The organism is Actinomadura sp. NTSP31 (genome assembly GCF_041951385.1).
GTDB classification, from domain to species: Bacteria; Actinomycetota; Actinomycetes; order Streptosporangiales; family Streptosporangiaceae; genus Spirillospora; species Spirillospora napierensis.
The window spans coordinates 162,853-179,087 of the sequence record NZ_JBGNUT010000002.1; the positions used below are offsets into that span (position 1 = coordinate 162,853).

General features: G+C 73.5%; 16 protein-coding genes. 9 read left to right on the forward strand and 7 right to left on the reverse strand.

Translation table 11 applies throughout. The features are described 5' to 3' along the window. Positions 1 to 78: 78 nt before the first annotated feature. Positions 79 to 1,890, forward strand: a complete 1,812-nt coding sequence (locus ACA514_RS03615; protein WP_375039530.1) for an AMP-binding protein — start codon at positions 79 to 81, stop codon at positions 1,888 to 1,890. Positions 1,891 to 1,900: 10 nt separating this feature from the next. Here the strand turns inward: ACA514_RS03615 and ACA514_RS03620 are convergent, their stop codons facing one another. Together ACA514_RS03620 and ACA514_RS03625 are read right to left on the reverse strand one after the other, a co-directional pair. Next, positions 1,901 to 3,103 carry a sensor histidine kinase gene (locus ACA514_RS03620; RefSeq protein ID WP_375039531.1) on the reverse strand — a complete coding sequence of 401 codons (1,203 nt, stop codon included), beginning with the start codon at positions 3,101 to 3,103 and terminating at the stop codon, positions 1,901 to 1,903. After that, positions 3,100 to 3,762: a response regulator transcription factor gene (locus ACA514_RS03625; protein WP_375039532.1), complete on the reverse strand. Its 663-nt coding sequence runs from the start codon at positions 3,760 to 3,762 to the stop codon at positions 3,100 to 3,102. The genes ACA514_RS03620 and ACA514_RS03625 overlap by 4 nt, the downstream gene beginning before the upstream one ends. Before the next feature lie 151 nt (positions 3,763 to 3,913). On the opposite strand from ACA514_RS03625, the gene ACA514_RS03630 reads away from it, so the two are divergent. Beyond that, the gene (locus ACA514_RS03630) at positions 3,914 to 4,591 is read left to right on the forward strand and encodes a hypothetical protein (RefSeq protein ID WP_375039533.1); all 678 of its coding nucleotides are present in this window, start codon (positions 3,914 to 3,916) and stop codon (positions 4,589 to 4,591) included. 58 nt (positions 4,592 to 4,649) lie between these two features. On the opposite strand, the gene ACA514_RS03635 is transcribed toward ACA514_RS03630, so the two are convergent. Next, on the reverse strand, positions 4,650 to 5,363 hold the full coding sequence (locus ACA514_RS03635; RefSeq protein WP_375039534.1) for a hypothetical protein: 714 nt from the start codon (positions 5,361 to 5,363) through the stop codon (positions 4,650 to 4,652). Between the two features lie 271 nt (positions 5,364 to 5,634). Between ACA514_RS03635 and ACA514_RS03640 the strand changes: the two genes are divergently transcribed. Beyond that, complete coding sequence (locus ACA514_RS03640; protein WP_375039535.1) at positions 5,635 to 7,353, forward strand: amidohydrolase family protein; 1,719 nt, start codon at positions 5,635 to 5,637, stop codon at positions 7,351 to 7,353. Beyond that, positions 7,350 to 8,927 (forward strand): AMP-binding protein, encoded by a 1,578-nt coding sequence (locus tag ACA514_RS03645; RefSeq protein WP_375039536.1) that lies wholly within the window; start codon positions 7,350 to 7,352, stop codon positions 8,925 to 8,927. Before ACA514_RS03640 ends, ACA514_RS03645 begins: the two co-directional genes overlap by 4 nt. On the opposite strand, the gene ACA514_RS03650 is transcribed toward ACA514_RS03645, so the two are convergent. The 3 genes from ACA514_RS03650 to ACA514_RS03660 form a co-directional block, all read right to left on the reverse strand. After that, on the reverse strand, positions 8,914 to 9,528 hold the full coding sequence (locus tag ACA514_RS03650; protein ID WP_375039537.1) for a TMEM175 family protein: 615 nt from the start codon (positions 9,526 to 9,528) through the stop codon (positions 8,914 to 8,916). The genes ACA514_RS03645 and ACA514_RS03650 overlap by 14 nt on opposite strands. Before the next feature lie 93 nt (positions 9,529 to 9,621). After that, positions 9,622 to 10,170 (reverse strand): RNA polymerase sigma factor, encoded by a 549-nt coding sequence (locus ACA514_RS03655; protein WP_375039538.1) that lies wholly within the window; start codon positions 10,168 to 10,170, stop codon positions 9,622 to 9,624. 98 nt (positions 10,171 to 10,268) lie between these two features. Then, positions 10,269 to 11,105, reverse strand: coding sequence for a hypothetical protein (locus tag ACA514_RS03660; protein WP_375039539.1), 837 nt, complete (start codon positions 11,103 to 11,105; stop codon positions 10,269 to 10,271). A gap of 335 nt (positions 11,106 to 11,440) precedes the next feature. On the opposite strand from ACA514_RS03660, the gene ACA514_RS03665 reads away from it, so the two are divergent. From ACA514_RS03665 to ACA514_RS03685, 5 genes are all read left to right on the forward strand, one after another. Beyond that, positions 11,441 to 11,812, forward strand: a complete 372-nt coding sequence (locus ACA514_RS03665; RefSeq protein WP_375039540.1) for a hypothetical protein — start codon at positions 11,441 to 11,443, stop codon at positions 11,810 to 11,812. Between the two features lie 8 nt (positions 11,813 to 11,820). Continuing rightward, positions 11,821 to 12,855, forward strand: a complete 1,035-nt coding sequence (locus ACA514_RS03670) for a peptidoglycan-binding protein (protein ID WP_375039541.1) — start codon at positions 11,821 to 11,823, stop codon at positions 12,853 to 12,855. Then, entirely contained in the window at positions 12,852 to 13,550 is a 699-nt protein-coding gene (locus ACA514_RS03675) for an ABC transporter ATP-binding protein (RefSeq protein ID WP_375039542.1), read from the forward strand. The genes ACA514_RS03670 and ACA514_RS03675 overlap by 4 nt, the downstream gene beginning before the upstream one ends. Further along, positions 13,547 to 14,737 carry an ABC transporter permease gene (locus tag ACA514_RS03680; RefSeq protein WP_375039543.1) on the forward strand — a complete coding sequence of 397 codons (1,191 nt, stop codon included), beginning with the start codon at positions 13,547 to 13,549 and terminating at the stop codon, positions 14,735 to 14,737. The genes ACA514_RS03675 and ACA514_RS03680 overlap by 4 nt, the downstream gene beginning before the upstream one ends. A gap of 81 nt (positions 14,738 to 14,818) precedes the next feature. Beyond that, entirely contained in the window at positions 14,819 to 15,181 is a 363-nt protein-coding gene (locus tag ACA514_RS03685; protein ID WP_375039544.1) for a hypothetical protein, read from the forward strand. Between the two features lie 3 nt (positions 15,182 to 15,184). Here ACA514_RS03685 and efeU read toward each other — a convergent pair whose 3' ends face one another. After that, on the reverse strand, positions 15,185 to 16,054 hold the full coding sequence (efeU, locus tag ACA514_RS03690; protein WP_375039545.1) for an iron uptake transporter permease EfeU: 870 nt from the start codon (positions 16,052 to 16,054) through the stop codon (positions 15,185 to 15,187). Between the last annotated feature and the right edge of the window lie 181 nt (positions 16,055 to 16,235).

Genomic DNA, 16,235 nt, shown 5'->3' on the forward strand with positions numbered 1-16,235 from the left:
TAACCACTGACGCGCCGGTGCCCTTGTTCGGCCCGGGACTCGTGGGTAACGTGACTCGAAATCACCGGAGGAGGCGCGGTGACCCATGCGAGGCCCGTCTACCGGCCGGGGCTGCGCCGGCGGATCGGGCACGCCCGAGACCTCGCCGGCCTCCTGCTGCGCACGGGGCTGCTGCTGTCCGGCGGGCCCCGCCGCGTGTGGCGCCAGCTCGGCGCGCTGCGCCGCTGGGGCACCACCCTCGCCGGGGTCCTCGCCGCCGCGACCGCGCACTCGCCGTCCCGGCCGGCCCTCGTCGACGACGAGGGCGCCCTCACCTTCGCCGAGCTCGACGACCGGACCACCCGCCTCGCCATCGGGCTGCCGCTGCACGGCCCCGCCCCGCGCGTCGGCGTGCTGTGCCGCAACCACCGCGGCATGGTCGAGACGCTCGTCGCGTGCAGCAAGCGCGGCGCCGAGGTCGTGCTGCTCAACACCGGCTTCGGAACGGGCCAGATCCGCGCGGTGCTCGGCGAGCTGCGCCCCGCCCTGATCGTCGCCGACGCCGAGTTCGCGCCGCTGCTGGCCGGCGTGCCGATCGCGCTGCGCCGCACCGTGCTGTGGGCCGACCGCCGGCCCGGCCCGCCCGGCGGGGACCCGCCGCTGGGCGCGCCCGTCGCGGCGCCGCCCGCCCCCGCGCCGCCTCCTCCGCGCGCCGCGGACTCCGGCCCCGCCGAGACCGGGCCGAGCATCGACGAGGTGATCCGCTCGGTGCCCGCGCCCGCGACCCCGCCGGGCCCGCCGCAGATCCAGAGCCGGACGATCATGCTCAGCTCCGGCACCACCGGCCGCCCCAAGGGGGCCCGCCGGCCGCCCCGCCCCGGCCTGTGGCCGCTGGCCTCGATGACCTCCCGGATCCCGCTGCGCGCCCGGCAGACCATGATCATCGAGGCGCCGCTGTTCCACACCTGGGGCTACGCGGCACTGCAGATGGCCTGGGCGCTGCGCGCGCCGATCGTCCTGCACCGCAGGTTCGACCCCGAGCGGACGCTGCGCTCCATCGCCGCCCACCGCGACACGGTCGTGTTCGCCGTCCCGGTCATGCTCCAGCGCATCCTCGACCTGGCCCCGCAGGTGCGCGACGGCCACGACACCTCCTCGCTGCGGATCGTCGCGCTCAGCGGCGCCGCCCTGCCCGGCGACCTCGCCACCCGGTTCATGGACGCCTTCGGCGACCGGCTCTACAACGTCTACGGCTCCACCGAGGCGTCCTGGGTGTCCATCGCCACCCCGCGCGACCTGCGGACCGACCCGCGCACCGCGGGCCGCCCGCCGCGCAACACCTCGCTCGTCATCGTCGGCGCCGACGGCCGGCGCGCCGGCCGCTCCACCATCGGGCAGATCTTCGCCGCGAACGAGCTGCTGTTCGAGGGGTACACCGGCGGCGAGCCGATGCAGGTCCGCGACGGGCTGCTCGCCACCGGCGACCTCGGCCACATCGACCACCGCGGCCTGCTGTTCGTGGACGGGCGCGCCGACGGCATGGTCGTCTCCGGCGGCGAGAACATCGTGCCCGGCGACGTCGAGGACGCCCTGCTGCGGCTGCCCGAGGTCGGCGAGGCCGCGGTGATCGGCGTCCCGGACGACGACTGGGGCCAGCGGCTGGCCGCCTACATCGTGCTGCGGCCCGGCGCCCGGCTCAACGCCGAGGCCGTCCGCGCCTACGTGCACGCGCAGGTCGCCCGGTACGCGGTGCCGCGCGACGTGCACTTCATCCCCGAGCTGCCCCGCAACGCCACCGGCAAGGTCGTCTACCGCTGGCTGTCCGCCGGCGCCGACCGGCCGCGCCCCGAGGGACGCATCGACTGGCCGACGCCGCCGCCCTGGCCGCTCCCCGCCGAGAACGCCGGCTAGCCGCCCGCGGTCACGCCGGGACGAGGGCGTCGCGGGCCAGGGCGGGCAGCCGGACGGTGATCGACAGCCCGCCGCCCGGCCGCGGGACCGTCTCGATCGTCCCGCCGTGCGCGCCCACCACCGCCCGCACGATCGACAGGCCGAGGCCCGCGCCGTCCGCCGAGCCCACCCGGTCGGCCCGCAGCCGCCGGAACGGCTCGAAGATGCCCGCCACCTCGTACGGCTGGACGGGCCGCCCCGTGTTCACCACCTGCAGGAACGCCTCCCCGTCCCGGACCCCGGTGCGCACCCACACCCGCCCGTCTTGCACGTTGTACTTCACCGCGTTCTCCAGCAGGTTCATCGCGCAGCGCTCCAGCAGCACCGGATCGCCCGCCACCTCCGCCGGTGCCAGCCGAGCCTCCACGTCCACCGCCCGGGTCCGACCGTCCAGCTCGCCGAGCGCGCCGCGCACGACGTCCGGCAGCGCCGTCGGCGCGGGATCGGCCGGCTCCCGCTCGGACCTGGCGAGCAGCAGCAGCCCGTCGATCAGCCGCTCGTGCCGCTCGGTGTTGCCGAGCAGCACGTCCGCGAGCGCCTTGGTCTCCGGCGGGTTCTTCCGGCTGGCGAGTGCCACCTCCAGCACGGTCCGGTTGATGGTCAGCGGTGTGCGCAGCTCGTGCGAGGCGTTCGCGACGAACCGGCGCTGCGCGTCGAACGCCCGGTTCAGCCGGTCCAGCATCCGGTCGAACGTGTCGGCCAGGTCCTTGATCTCGTCCTGCGGGCCGTCCAGCGCGATCCGCTCGTGCAGGGTGCTCTCCGACAGCCGCCGCGCCGTCGCGGTCACCTTGTGCAGCGGGCGCAGCATCCGCCCCGCCACCAGATAACCGATCACGACCGCCAGCACGCCGAGCACCAGCATCGTCAGCAGCGAGCTCTGCAGCAGCTGTTCGAGCACGCTGTGCTTCTGCCGGGTCAGCTGCCGGTCCGCCTCGGCCTTCAGCGCCAGGATCTGGTTGAGATCCTGCGTCGTTGCCAGCGCCCGTAGCTTGGTCGCCGTCTGCGGGTCGACGGTGGTCCGCGGCGGCAGCCGCCGGTCCATCGTGTGCACCGTCATCAGGTACGTCACCGAGACCAGCACCGCCGACATCACCATGAACAGCGACCCGTACACCAGCGTCAGCCGCGTCCGGACGCTCAGCCTCGGCGTCCCCAGCATTCCCCGCACGTTCATCGCGCCTCCAAGCGGTAGCCCGACCCCGTCACCGTCTCGATCACCGCGGGCTCGCCGAGCTTGCGGCGCAGCGTCGCCATCGTCACCCGCACGATGTTGCTGAACGGGTCGATGTTCTCGTCCCAGGCCCGCTCCAGCAGCCGTTCGGCGCTCACCACCCCGCCCTCGGCGCGCAGCAGCTCCTCCAGCACCGCGAACTCCTTGTTCGTCAGCCGCAGCTCCCGGCCGTCGCGCGCGACCCGCCGCCGGTGCGGGTCGAGCCGGATCCCGCGGCTCTCCAGCACCGGCGGCACCGGCGTCCCCGACCGCCGCGCGAGGGCCCGCAGCCGCGCCACCAGCTCGCCGAACACGAACGGCTTGGGCAGGTAGTCGTCGGCGCCGAGGGTCAGCCCGTCCACCCGGTCCTCGACGTCCCCGGCCGCCGTCAGCATCAGGATCCGGGCCGGGCCGCGCCGACCCGCCAGCTCCCGGCACACGTCGTCGCCGTGCACCGTCGGAAGGTCGCGGTCGAGCACGACCACGTCGTACTCGTTGTAGGACGCCCGTTCCAGCGCGTCGTCGCCGTCGTACACCACGTCCACCGCCATGGCCTCTTCACGCAGCCCCTCGGCGATCGTGTCCGCGAGCACCCGCTCATCCTCAACGATCAGCACACGCATGCGCCGAGCATCCCCCAGGCGGGGTTAAACCCCGATAAGCCGCCTGCCCGTCCGGGCGCGCACCCGGCTCCCACTTGTGGGGCAGGCCAACACTCGTTATGTTGGGAGAACCAACACTTATCGCAGACCCGCGACCAAGGGAGATCCGACAGTGAACACCTCGCCGAGAAGCGAAACCGGACGCGTCCTCGTCGTCGGCCGCAGCCCCAGCGTGCTCGTTGCCGCCGTCGACATCCTGCGCGCCGAGGGCTACTCCGCGGACGCGACGAACCGGTTCGACCAGGTCTTCGACGACTACGACGTCACCGATCTCGACGTGCTGGTCTTCGGAGGCATGGTCCCCGCCGACACCAAGCAGCAACTGCGCGAGGGGATCTCCGGACGCAACCCGCGCGTGACGTTCGTCCAGGGGCTCGCCGGCATCCCCGGCCTCATCGCCGCGCAAGTGCGGGCCGCCACCTCGGCCGGAACCCTCGACGGCGGCGAAGTCGTCTACGACGCCGCACAGCGCTTAATCCGGCTCACGCTCGGCGATTCCGCCCCCGTCACGGTGGAGGCGTGGTGGGGCACGTCGTTCGTCCCCCCGGAGCCCAAGAGCGCATCGATGCTCGTATTCGACGGCCGGCTCGACGCGGGATCCCACGGGGTTCCGCTTCCAGAGCAGGTGCCGTCCGAAGCGTCGTTCGCCGGTGTCACCGTCGCCTCGTTCACCCAGGTGTTCACCGTCGGCCCGATGCCCGGTGCCGTGACGCGGTTGGCGCCGGCCTCGGCCGGTGACGATCGGCTTCCCGAGGTCGGCCGGATCGCGACGGGCACCGAGGACCGGTGAACGGGACGACGCCCGCGGCAGTCGTGCTCGCCGCGAGCGTCGTCCTCGGCCGATCGGCTTACCGGGGCGGGTCGACGCGCCAGGTCTGCCCGGCCGCCGCCGAATGGCGCCGGCCGTCCTGGCGGGTCTCCTCCTGGCGCTCCCATTCCGGAGCGGCGGTGGACCCTCGGTCCGTGCGCTCCCGCCCGTCCGCGCGCTCCCGCGCGGCGGGTGCGGTGCCGGCGGCACCGGCGGTGCCGGCGCCGGCGGTCGCCGCGGCGCGGTCGCGCTCCGCTCGTGCGAGGCCGGCGCGCCGTGCCTCGCGCACGCCGACCACCAGGAAGCGGCCGAGGGCCATCGACGCCAGGAAGATGGTGATGGCGCCGAGTCCGTGGAAGAACGAGAGCTGTTCGGCGATCCGGCGCGTCTGCCCGCCCATCGGCGCCCCCAGGCTGGCGTTCCACAGGGGTGCGATGGTGGTGCCCACGACGAACCACAGGCCGCCCAGGATGGCGAGCCAGGAACCGATGAGGGCGACGGGACGGTTGGCGCTGACCAGCAGGACGAGCCCGCCGAGGATCACGGCGACCGCCGGCAGGATGGACAGCACCAGCCGGTCGGTGTTGTAGACCCAGGCGCTGCCCGACCCGAACCCGAAGTCGAAGTAGGGGCCGATGAACGGGATGAGCCCGCCCCACAGTCCCAGCAGGACCAGCAGCAGTCCGCTGATCATGCCCCGGCTGCGGGGGGCCTTGAGCATTCCGGTCATCCGGGTGCGCGGAGTATCCGTCATCCCAGTCATGGGGATACCTCCCTGACCAGGTCGAAGTGGCGTATGTCCTTGTCGGCGTACCCGCCCATCTGGCCTGAAACCGGGCATATCGGGCAAAGATCGGGTCATGTCCCGCGGAACCCAACGGGAGGCCCTCTTGCCGCCGGTCCCCGGCGCCGTCACGATGGCAGGAAACGGCCAATCGCTTGTTTGGGTTGAGACGCTCGTCTAGGCATAAGTCTCAGAGGATTCCGCCGGTTCGGTGCGCAGGCGCCGGGAGGAGTGGCCCCGCATGGATGATCTGGTGATCAGGAACGCCCGGGTCGTGGACGGCACCGGAGCGGCCCCCTACCACGCGGACGTCGCCGTCACCGGCGACCGGATCACCGCCGTCGGCCGCGACACGGGCCCCGGCCGCCGCACGGTCGACGCCGACGGCGCCCTGCTCACCCCCGGCTTCGTCGACATCCACACCCACTACGACGGGCAGGCCACCTGGGACCCGATCCTGGCCCCGTCGTCCTGGCACGGCGTCACCACGGTCGTCATGGGCAACTGCGGCGTCGGGTTCGCCCCGGCCCGGCGCGACCGGCACGACTGGCTGATCGGCCTGATGGAGGGCGTCGAGGACATCCCCGGCAGCGCCCTCGCCGAAGGCATCACCTGGGAGTGGGAGAGCTTCCCCGAGTTCCTCGACGCGCTCGGCCGGACGACCCGCACCATGGACATCGGCACGCAGGTCCCGCACGGCGCCGTCCGCGCGTACGTCATGGGCGAGCGCGGCGCCCGCAACGAACCCGCCACCGCCGACGACATCGCCGCGATGAAGGCGATCGTCAAGGAGGGCGTCGCCGCCGGCGCGCTCGGCTTCTCCACCTCCCGCACCCTCGCCCACCGGGCCATCGACGGCGAGCCGGTGCCCGGCACGTTCGCCGCCGAGGACGAGCTGTTCGGGATCGGCGAGGCGCTGCGCGAACTCGGCACCGGGGTCTACGAGATCGCGCCCGTCGGCGCCGCCGGCGAGGACATCGACTCACCGCCGGACGAGGTCCGCTGGATGCGGCGGCTGTCGGAGGCGATCGACCGGCCGGTGTCCTTCGCGCTGCTGCAGGTGGACGCCGCGCCCGACCTGTGGCGCGAGCTGATGGAGCTGTCGGCCGGCACCGACGCCCGGCTGCACCCGCAGGTCGCGGGCCGCCCGTTCGGGATGCTGATCGGGCTGGAGACGCTGCACGCGTTCGGCGACCACCCGACGTACGTGTCCGAACTGTCGCTGCTGCCGCTGCCGGAGCGGGTGGCCCGGATGCGCGACCCCGCCGTCCGGGCGCGGATCCTCGCCGAGCGTCCGGACGAGGAGAACCTGCTGGCCGGGATGGTCCGCGGCTGCCTGGACCGGCTGTTCCCGCTGGACGACGACCGTCCCGACTACGAGCCGGCGCCGCAGGACTCGGTGGCCGCCCGCGCCGCCGCCACCGGACGCGACCCGCTGGAAATGCTGTACGACCTGCTGCTGGAGGACGACGGCCGCAACCTGATGCTGCTGCCGCTGCTGAACTACTCCGAGCGCAGCCTCGACGCCGTCCGCGAGATGCTCACCCATCCGCGGGCCGTGCTCGGCCTCGGCGACGGCGGCGCGCACTGCGGCTTCATCTGCGACGCGTCCCTGCCCACCACCATGCTCAGCCACTGGGCGCGCGACCGGCGGCGCGGCGAGACGCTGCCGCTGGAGCACGTGGTGCGGCTGATGACCCGCGACACCGCCCGGCTGTACGGGCTGGCCGACCGCGGCGTCATCGCCGAGGGCATGAAGGCCGACCTCAACCTCATCGACTTCGACCGCGTCGCCAACCGCCGCCCGGAGATGCTGTACGACCTGCCCGCGGGCGGGCGGCGCCTCGTCCAGCGCGCCGACGGGTACCTCGCCACCTTCGTCTCCGGCACGCAGGTCTTCGCCGACGGCGAGCACACCGGCGAACTGCCGGGCCGGCTGGTGCGGGGAGCGCGCTCGTGACGCGGCGCTCGTTCAACCTCGCGGACCTCTTCGAGGTGGTGGCCGGCGCCTGCCCCGACCGCACCGCGCTGGTCGCGGGCCCGGTGCGGCTGACCTACGCGGAACTCGACGCGCGCGCGAACCGGGTGGCGCACCACCTGGCCGGCGCGGGCGTGGAACCGGGCGACCGCGTCGGGATCCTGTCCTACAACCGGGCCGAGTGGGCCGAGACGATGCTCGGCTGCTTCAAGCTCCGCGCCGCCCCCGTCAACGTCAACTACCGGTACGTCGCCGGCGAGCTCGCGCACCTGCTCGGCGACGCCGGATGCGTCGCGCTGGTCGCCGAACGCACGCTGCTCGGCAATGTCGACCGCGCTCGGCTGCCCGCGCTGCGGCACGTCGTCGCCATCGACGACGGCTCCGGCCCGTCCGCCGACGCCGAGTACGAGAAGGCGCTGGCCGCCGCGTCCCCCGAACCGGACTTCGGGCCGCGCTCGTCCGACGACCCCTACCTCCTCTACACCGGCGGCACCACCGGCCTCCCCAAGGGCGTCCTGTGGAGGTCGGAGGACATCTTCTTCGCGGCCCTCGGCGGCGGCACCTACGGCGGCGGCTCGACCATCGCGTCCCCGGAGGAACTGGCCGGATGCGCCGAACGTGAACCGATGCGCGTCCAGGTGCACGCCCCGCTCATGCACGGCGGCGGCCAGTGGATGACGCTGATCGCGCTCACCACGGGCGGCACGGCGATCCTGTGGACCGGACGGCACTTCGACGCGCGCTCCGCGCTGGAGCTCGCCGCCCGCGAGCGCAGCCAGGTCTTCATGCTGGTCGGCAACGGGATGGCCGGTCCGGTCGCGGACGAGCTGGCCACCGGCCGGCACCGCGACCTGGAGATCTTCGGGTTCGGGTCGGGCGGCGCGCCGCTGTCGTCCGCCGTCAAGGAGCGGCTGGAGGCCGCGCTGCCCGGCGTCTACATCTCCGACAACCTCGGCGGCACCGAGACCGGCGCGATGGGCGTCAGCGAAGGCGACGGCCGCTTCCGGCTCGCCTCCGACTTCGCGATCCTCGACGCGGACCTGCGCCCGGTGCCGCCCGGCGGCGAGGGACTGGTGGCCCGCACCGGCCACATCCCCCTCGCCTACTGGGGCGACGAGGAGAAGACGGCCGCGACCTTCGTCCGCGACCCGGACGGGCGGCGGTGGGCCCTGCAGGGCGACCACGCCCGCGTCGAGGACGACGGCACCGTCACCCTGCTGGGCCGCGGCTCGCTGGTCATCAACACCGGCGGCGAGAAGGTGTTCGCCGAGGAGGTCGAGACGGTCCTGCGCGGCCACCCCGCCGTCGCGGACGCCGTCGTCGTCGGCGCCGCCGACCCGAGATTCGGCCACCGCGTCGCCGCCGTCCTCACCTGGGCGGACGGGGCGCCCGCCGACGAGGAGGCCCTCACCGCGCACTGCCGGGCCCGCCTCGCCGGCTACAAGGTGCCGCGCCTCTACCGGTTCGTGGACGCCGTGCGCCGCACCCCCGTCGGCAAACCCGACTACGCCTGGGCCCGCTCCCTCGTCGCCGAGGACGAGGTCAGACCCCGATGAGCCGCCAGCCCCTCGTCACCACCGGCTCCAGGAACAGCAGCAGGAACCCGTAGTAGGACACGTCGGGGAACAGCACGGCCAGCACGAGCGCCACGAGCAGCAGCAGCACGGTGGAGAGCCCGCCGCGGACCGCGCCGATCGTCGGTGGATCGTCCTCGGACGCGACGTCGGAGTCCCGGTAGGAGATCACCGTGATCACCGTCTGGCACACCGCGGCGGCGAGGACGTTGCCGATGTAGACCGCGATGGTGAAGCGGTCGTGCGAGGAGTAGGAGGCGACCATCTCGGTCGTGAACGGCAGCAGGACGATGGCCAGCACCCAGCCCGCGTTCCAAAGGATCAGCGGGCGCGTGTAGCCGCGGACGTGCTCGAACGCCCCGTGGTGCACGAGCCACAACCGGATGATCACGGCGAAGCTGAGCAGGAAGCTGTAGATCTGCGCCTTGTGGTCGGTGAAGACCTCGCTGGACGCCCCGTGCGCGTGGACCGTCTCCGGGACCACGTCGACCAGGGGCAGCACCAGCAGGGTCACGGCGATCGCCACGACCGCGTCGGTGAACAGGACCAGCCGGTCGGGGTCCCGGGAGATCGCTCGCGACATGGAGCGTGATCCTACTAGCGGCGCAGGCACGTGGAGGACGCGGTCCTGACCCGCCGCGGAGACCGGACGAGGCGGCCCGGCCTCCGCGCCGGATCAGGAACGGGCGCCCGGCCCGCTCACCCGGCCGGCCGCGACCAGGCTGCCCCACCCGGTGACCTGGCCCTTCTTCACCGCCGGCGCACCGGCGTGATCGCGGACGGCGATGAACCGGAACCCCAGCCGCGAGCGGACGGTGCCCACCGGCACCCCCAGCGCCAGCGGGGCCTGTAGCCGTTCGGCGGACACCCGCTCGGCGGAGCGCTCCTCGAACCCCTCGCCCGCGTCCCCCCGCTCCGCGGCGCGCGCGGCCAGCCGGTTCCGCCGGACCTCGGCCCGCCGGTGCGCGCCGACCGCCCGCGTCGCGATCCCGTACAGCCACGGCCGCGCGTCCGGCCGGGTCCCGTCGTAGCGTCCGCGCTTGCGGAACGCCGTCAGGAACGTCTCGGCGACGACGTCCTCGGCCATCCCGGAACCGAGCCGCCGTGCCACGTACCGGTGGATCTCGTCGCCGTGCCGGTCGAACAGCACCGCGAACCGCTCGGGACTGCCCACCGACTCCGCCAGCAGCTCGGCGTCCGTCTCCGCGTCCGGTGGCCCGGTCAACTTCGACCACGTCCGTTCATGGGCGAACTTCCTTTCGGGAGTGAACTCACCCCTACTCGTCCGCCCGCCCCGACCCGGTTCCCCCCTTTTCCGGCCGTCTAGCGCCGCCAGCACGTATAGGAGACGGTCGCGGTCCCGCCGGGCGAGAAGGACACCGACCCGCCGCCGCCCCCGCCGATGTAGCACAGCACTGTGGGCCGCACCACCACGTTCACCGTCGTCGACCGCCCGGCCGTGAGCGTCCCTCCACCGGACGCGCTGACTCGCCCGCCCCGCGAACGGACCGACGTCACCGCCCAGTGCACCGTCCCGCCCACCGCCGTCAGCCGCACCGGGCACGACCTCGGCAACCCCGCCACGCCGATGCCATGGCACCCGCCGTCGCCCACCGCCAGCCGCCCAGGCCCGGCCTTACGGTGCTTCTTCGGCTTCGCCACGGCAGGCTTGTCGTGCTTCTTCCCGTCCCGCTTCTTCTGCTCGTCCCTCTGCGCCGGCGAGACCGTCACCGAGGGAAGGCTCGGCTCCGGCGTGGCCACCGCCACCGGCGGCGCCGGCTCGGGCTTCCCGCCGCCCCCCGACTCCAGCACCGCGGCGATCCCCGCGACCAGCACCACCGCGGCCGCCGCCCCGATCACCACGATCCGCCGGCGTCCCCGCCGCGCTGGCGCGCGGCACTCGTCCCGCACCAGCTCGTACAGCCAGTCCCGAAACGTTCCCGCGTCCGGGACCTCCACGCCCTTCACCCGCAGCGCGAGCAGGGCCGACCGAACGGCCTCCACCGCCCGCCCATGGTCGCCGAGCAGCCCCTCCGCGTACTCGACGAGCTCGGGCCCGTACACGTTGTAGACATGGCCGACCGCCCCGGGCCGCTGCCCCCGGAGCCCCTCGACCAGCCGGAAGTCCTCGTTCAGCGGGGGAGCGGCATTGCTGGGCACGAGCGGATTATGTCCGACCGACCTCGTTCGGTAATGCTCCTCGAACGCACGCTCTGCACTCCCTCTTTATCACCGAACGAAGAACCGCCCCCCACACTCAGCTACGCCCGACCCCTCACCTCCGGCTAATGCGGGTTTAACCCTGGGGTGGGTTTGGTGGGGTGGCTGGCCCGTGGGGGCGGCGGAGAGGGAGGTGTGCGATGCGGGGTTTTGCCGTTGTTCTTGGGGTCGTTGTTCTTGGGGTTGCTGGATGTGGTGGCGGGAGTAGCGGGGACGGGGTGGCGAGTGTTGGGGGAAGCGCGAAGGCTTCGGCTTCGGCGTCGCCGAGTCGGTCGTTGAGTGCGGAGGACGCGCAGCTGAAGTTCGCGCAGTGCATGCGGCAGAACGGGGTGGACGTGCCGGACCCCGGGAGCGGGCACGCGGAGACGATGCGGATCGAGAAAGGGGTCGGGAAGGAGAAGTTGCAGGCCGCGTTGAAGAAGTGCCAGCCGTGGTTGCAGGCGGGCGGGAAGATGCCCGATCTGAAGGACCCGAAAGTGCGCGACCAGTACGTGAAGTTCGCGCAGTGCATGCGCGAGCACGGGATCGACATGAAGGATCCGGATCCCGACGGGACCATTCAGATTCCGGCGGGGAAGGCGGACCCGGGCACCGTGAACAAGGCGCGGGAGGCGTGCAAGGGGCTCGCGCCGGGGGCCGGGAAGTGAGGCGGGCCGTGGCGGCGGGCGGGGTCGCCGCCGTTGTGGTGGCGGCCGGCGGGGGGGTGCTCGCCTGGACGTCGGGCGGCGGGCGGGACGCGGAGCCGCGCCAGGTGCGGCTCGGGACGGCGGCCGTGACGCGGGGGGATCTCGTGGACACCGAGAAGGTGGACGGGAAACTCACCTACGACGACGAGCGCGAGGTGTGGGCCGGGGCGTCCGGGGTCGTGACGTGGGCGCCGCAGCAGGGGGCGACGGTGAAGCGGGGCGGGACCCTGCTGAAGGTCGCGGGTGATCCGGTCACGTTGATGTACGGGGGCGTGCCGATGTACCGGGTCCTGCGGGACGGTGATTCGGGCAAGGACGTCCGGGAGCTGGAGGAGAACCTGCGGGCTCTGGGGTACGGCGGGATGACCGTGGACGACGAGTTCACGGGTGCGACCGGGACCGCGGTCGAGGAGTGGCAGGACGACCGGGGGCTCGAAGAGACCGGGACGGTCTCGCCGGGCCAGGTGGTGTTCCTCGACGGCGCCGTACGGGTGAAGGACGTGAAGGCGCCCGAGGGGAAGCGGGCCGTGCAGGGGCAGCCGGTGCTGACCGTGGCCGGGACGCGGCGGGTCGTGCACATCGACCTGGACGCCGACAAGCAGGACATGGCACGCAAGGGAGAGAAGGTGCAGGTCGAGCTGCCCGGCGGGACGACCGTGAAGGGGATGGTCAGCAAGGTCGGCAGTGTCGCCGAGACGACGGGGTCGGGGCAGGACCAGAAGACCACCGTGGGCGTCGACGTGTCGCTGAGCGGCAAGAGCACGGGCCGGCTGGACGAGGCGCCGGTCAGCGTGGAGCTGGAGAGCGAGCGGCGGAGGAACGTGTTGTCGGTGCCGGTGGAGGCGCTGCTGGCGCTCAAGGAGGGCGGCTTCGGGCTGGAGGTCGTGGACGGGGCGCGGCGGCGGCTCGTCCCGGTGCGGACGGGGGCGTTCGGCGGCGGGCGGGTCGAGGTCGAGGGCGATGGTGTCCGCGAGGGCGTCCAGGTGGGGGTGCCGGCCGAATGAGGCTCGGAGAGCAGGCCATCGTCGAGCTGGCCGGGGTGACGAAGGAGTACGCGAGCGTCGCGGCCCTGCGGGGCGTGGACCTGGTGATCGGGACGGGGGAGCTGGTCGCGATCGTCGGGCCGTCCGGGTCGGGGAAGTCGACGCTGCTGCACATGATCGGGACGCTGGACCGGCCGACGGCGGGCGGGGTGAGGGTGGCGGGCCACGACGTGGCCGGATTGAGCGACCGGGAGCTGTCGGCGCTGCGGGCCCGGCACATCGGGTTCGTCTTCCAGCAGTTCCATCTCGCGCCGGGCGTCAGCGCTCTCGACAACGTGGCCGACGGCCTGCTTTACAGCGGCAGGGCCCTGAAGGAGCGGAGGAGGCAGGCGGGGGAGGCGCTGGAACGGGTGGGGCTCGCGGACCGGGCCGGGCACCGGCCCCACGAGCTGTCGGGCGGCGAGCAGCAGCGGGTCGCGGTGGCGCGCGCGGTCGCGGGCGGGCCGGACCTGCTGCTGGCCGACGAGCCGACCGGCAACCTCGACACGGCGGCCGGGGCCGGGGTGCTGGCCCTGCTGGACGAGCTGAACCGGTCCGGCACCACCGTCACGGTCATCACGCACGACCTCGACGTGGCGGCCCGCGCGCCGCGGCGGATCAGGGTCCGGGACGGGCTGGTCGTGGCGGACGAGCGGGCGGGGGCGACGAGCCGATGAGCGGGCTCGCTCCGGCGCGGCTCGGGCCGCGGGACGTGGTGCGGGTCGGGCTCGGCGGGCTGCGGGCGCGCCCGGCCCGGGTGGTGCTGTCGGCGCTCGGCATCGCGATCGGGATCGCGACGATGGTCGCGGTCATCGGCATCTCGTCGTCCAGCAAGGAGGACCTGCTGCGGCGGCTGGACCGGCTCGGCACGAACCTGCTGACGGCCAAGCCGGGCAAGACGCTGTTCGGCGACGAGGCGGAACTGCCGGAGACGGCGCCGGAGATGGTCCGCCGGATCGGACCGGTCACCGGCGTCGGCGCGACCGGGTCGGTGGACGCGACGGTGCGCCGCACCGACCGGATCCCGGTGGAGGTCACGCAGGGCATCGCGGTGCAGGCGGCGTCGCCGGACCTGCTCGCGACGCTCGGCACCGGCGTCGCGAGCGGCCGGTGGCCGAACGGCGCGACCGAGCGGTATCCGGGCGTGGTGCTCGGCGCGGAGGCGGCGCGGCGGCTCGGCGTGGACGCGGCGGGCGGCCGGGTGTACGTCGGCGGCCGGTGGTTCGTCGTGCTGGGGGTGCTGCGGCCGGCGGAGCTGGCGCCGGAGATCGACCGGTCCGCGCTGGTCGGCTGGGACGCGGCGGAGCGCTACCTCGGCTTCGACGGCCATCCGACGACGGTCTACGAGCGGTCGGCGGACGCGGCGGTGGACGGCGTCCGGGACGTCCTGGCGCGGACCGTGAACCCGGAGAACCCCGAGGAGGTCGAGGTCAGCCGGCCGTCGGACGCGCTGCAGGCGAAGGCGGAGGCGGCCGGCGCGTTCACCGGGCTGCTGCTCGGGCTGGGCGCGGTGGCGCTGCTGGTCGGCGGCGTCGGGGTGGCGAACACGATGGTGATCTCGGTGCTGGAGCGGCGCCGCGAGATCGGGCTGCGCCGCTCGCTCGGCGCGACGCGCGGCCAGGTCCGCGTCCAGTTCCTGGCCGAGTCGCTGCTGCTGTCGGCGTTCGGCGGGGCGGTGGGGGTGCTGCTCGGCGCGGCGGTGACCGCCGGGTTCGCGGCGGCGAAGGGCTGGCCGCCGGTGGTGCCGGCGTGGGCGCCCGCGGGCGCGCTGGGCGCGACGCTGCTGATCGGGACGGTCGCCGGCCTCTACCCGGCGATGCGGGCGGCGCGGCTGTCGCCGACGGCCGCGCTGGCCACGGTGTGACACGTCCCTGGCCATGATCGGGCGGGCCGGTGCATGATGGGGGCACCGACGACGTCCCTCCCGGGAGGTGCCCGCACAGCCATGCCCGTGCCACGTCCGCTGCGCGAGCGCTGCCGCGAGTTCCTCGGTGCCGACGGAGAGATCCGCTACATCTTCCCCGCGACGGCCTACGGCGGCGGGGCGGGCTACATCTTCGTCGTCACCGACGACCAGGTCGCGGTGATCTCGACCGGTTCGCTGAGCCGCAGCACGCCGAAGAGCATCTGGGGCGCCTACCCGCGCGAGACCCGGATCGGCCCGGTGGAGACGGGCGGCGGCGCGTCGTTCGAGTTCGCCGGCGCCGCGTTCGAGGTGGACGACGAGTACGTCCCGGTCGTCAACGCGGCCGACAGCGAGATCTTCGCCCGCGACAGCCTGCCCCGCGACCCGCTGCCCGATCTCTGACGGTCAGGAGCTCGGCGCCGGCTCGGCGGTCTTCTGCGCGGCGGGCGCCGGCCGGGACGGCCCGGTCTTGCGCAGGAACAGCGCCATCACCGGCACCAGGTACGCCGCCCACATGACCAGCTGCAGCCAGGTGATCTGCGGGGTGACGTTCAGGACGCCCTGCAGGACGGTCTGCAGCCAGTCGCCGGGGGTGCCGAGCTTGTCGAAGAACACGTGCGGTTCGAGCGCGACCGAGTTCAGGCCGGGCAGCACGTCGGCCTCCTGCAGGTCGTGGAAGCCGTAGCCGAACACGCCCGCCGCGACGACGATCAGCGCGCCGCCCGTCCAGGTGAAGAACCGGCCCAGGTTGATCTTGAGGCCGCCGCGGTACAGCAGGTAGCCGAGCACGATCGCGACGACCAGGCCGAGGGCCGCGCCGATGATCGGCTGGGTGGAGCCGCCGGAGGAGCTCTGGATGTTGGTCCACAGGAACAGCACGGTCTCGATGCCCTCGCGGCCGACCGACAGCAGCGCGACGGCGGCGAGCGCGAGCGGCCCGACGTTCAGCGCGCCCTCGAGCCTTCCCTCCAGCTCCGACTTCATGAACCGGGCGGTCTTGCGCATCCAGAAGACCATCCAGGTGACCAGCCCGACCGCGACGATCGACAGGATGCCGCCGAACAGCTCCTGCGTCTTGAACTGCATCTCCGAGGACGCGGCGGTGAGCGCGATGCCGAAGCCGACGGCGAGCGCGACCGCGATCGCGATGCCCGTCCAGACCGGGACGAGGGCCCGGCGGTTGCCGGTCTTCACCAGATAGGCGATGAGGATGCTGACGACCAGGGCGGCCTCCAGTCCTTCGCGCATTCCGATGAGGAAGTTGCCCAGGAGCATCGCTGCCCTCCTCGAGAAACACGGATGGTTTAGGCAAAGCTAACCTAAACCAGTCTGTGCCTCGGCGGCGGCCCCCGCAAGACCCGATCGCCTTACCCGGCCCGGCGGGACGCGCCTGACCGGCCGGAACCCCCGCGCCGGAACCCCCGCGCCGGAACCCCCGCGCCGGAACCCCCGCGCC